This is a genomic window from Butyrivibrio sp. AC2005 (assembly GCF_000424145.1).
Lineage (GTDB): Bacteria > Bacillota > Clostridia > Lachnospirales > Lachnospiraceae > Butyrivibrio.
In genome coordinates, this window is sequence record NZ_AUJI01000081.1 from 1 (window position 1) to 2,024 (window position 2,024).

The 2,024-nt window shown below is 42.8% G+C and carries 1 protein-coding gene; it reads right to left on the reverse strand.

Annotated elements, in window-relative coordinates; all coding sequences use genetic code 11:
• Positions 1-557: 557 nt before the first annotated feature.
• Positions 558-1,880 (reverse strand): IS30 family transposase, encoded by a 1,323-nt coding sequence (locus G602_RS0117050; protein ID WP_026660027.1) that lies wholly within the window; start codon positions 1,878-1,880, stop codon positions 558-560.
• Positions 1,881-2,024: the final 144 nt, after the last annotated feature.

A 2,024-nucleotide genomic window follows, 5' to 3' on the forward strand; every position in this document is an offset into this window, starting at 1 on the left:
GGTGACTTGTAATAGTTAATTCCACTTTGTAAGAGTAAATTCCACCTTGTAGGAGTAAATTCCACGGGGTGGAGTTTTCTTTTTACAAAAATGATGGATTTTATCCACATTTACGGCTATAATAGCACAAAAGTCGGAAAAATGCGTATGACAATCAGAAGTCGAGTTCACATTGTCCTGTTAAGAGTTAGTGAATTCCACCCCTAAGAGAGTAGGTATGAAAGTCATCCAACTACGCAGAACTCCGGCTTTTTTATTATGAAATGGAAGTTTCTGCTCCGCAGAAACCTCGGAATTTAATAGTTAATGGTCAAAATACAGGCTGAGACATGATTAACGTCCTCCGGAGGCTCAGGGCTCCGCCCTAAGAACCTGCAAGGGACTAGTCCCTTGACCCTTTAACTGGGCTCTGCCCAGACCCGTCCTCGCCGGAAGCAGGACAGCAAGCATGCTTGCTGTCTGTTAGTTCAGGATAATCCGTGTCACTGCGTCAAGGGCTGCCCGGGCGCACGCGCCCAGCGTACTGTCCCTTGACTCCGTTCCCGCTCCATTATGAATTATTCTTTTTTTGCCATTTTGAGCAGTGAAGGTTTTAGAATAATGTCATTAGGCTTTATGATTTCAAATCTAAAAAGCTTTAATACCTTCTTGCCATAGATGAATGAGAGCATAGCATAGGGTGGTTTGTTTCCCAGCTCGGGACGGCTATAGGAGTTGATGTGATTCATCATCAGGTCAATCTGTTCCTGAGTATACTTCCCAATGTCTTTTCCTTTTGGAATGACTCTTCTTATAAATTCATGGTTGTTCTCACAAGCTCCTTTTTCGTTTGGAGCTGATGGATTGCAGTAGAATACTCTTGAGCGCAGCTCGCCATCAGAACTGTATTCGAGTGCTTCAGGATTAGAAAATTCTGTTCCGTTATCACATAAAAGGATAGGGAAGAGTTTCATGAAAAGCTTTTTTCCTAAAAGGTCATATATATCATTGAAGATGTCTATAACCGATTGTGAGTCATTTGCCGGTCTAAGAAAAGCAAGCTGGAACTTCTGTAGAACAAAGTGTATTGTCAGGAGAACGGCTCCGCCCTTAATGCCTTCAACTGAATCGAGTTCCACCACAGGAAGTTCCGGATGCTCCTCACGATATTTTAAGTAATCATCGTAGGTACGCCCCTTTCGGCATGCCTTATCAACTTTCAGTGGAACAGATTTGTTCTTTCTTACTCTGAAGCGGACTTTTCTTGGCATATCAACGTTCCTGCCATCAAAGAGTCCGTTGTCCACATATGTGTAAATGGTCTTTTCGCAGCGGAGTATCTTGTCAGGATTGTTAGTGAGGATGTGGTGTATTGACTGCCCATTCATAAGGAGGGGACTTACAACTGAATTGAGCTGCTTAAGTTCCTTCTCTGTGAGGTTGAAGCCGGATCGGGATTCACTCCTTAAGTCTTCATACTCTTTCTGCGCATAGCGTGCATTATAAAGATGCTTCTCAAGGGTGCATGTGTTTCTCACGCTGCATCCGTTGCATACATATGGAGGCTTTGTATGAAGAGGACAGAGTTCCTTCTCATAATCCGGACATGCAGGTATGCATGATCCACAGCTTCTGCAGTTCTTTTTGTTTTTCCTGGTACACTCGTCACAGGCATCCCCATAGTGAGTGCAGTGTGTTCTGTTGGCGCAGTCATTGAAAGGTCGATAAGGAGCGCCCTTCTTTTCATATATGATATGTGCTCTGACTTCTTTTGAAATAGTTGTACAGTCTTTTCCTATCGCAGCTCCAATGGCTTTAAAGCTGAGAGAGTCATCCAAACCATGCTGGATTTCATAACGCTTGTCTAAATCAAGATGCTTGTTCTTATTAGTGGATTCCATAAGTTCCTCCTTAATGCCGGAGAGCATATGTGGATGAACCTATGGATGATATCAATAAGAATTAGTAAATTCCATACCCGAGTTTGGAATTAGTAAGTTCCATGTCGTGTGTTAAAGGGGTGGAATTTAGTTTTACAAGTTACT

Excerpts from the sequence above, each read along its gene's own strand:
- G602_RS0117050 (WP_026660027.1), bottom strand. The coding sequence starts at position 1,880 with ATGGAATCCACTAATAAGAACAAGCATCTTGATTTAGACAAGCGTTAT.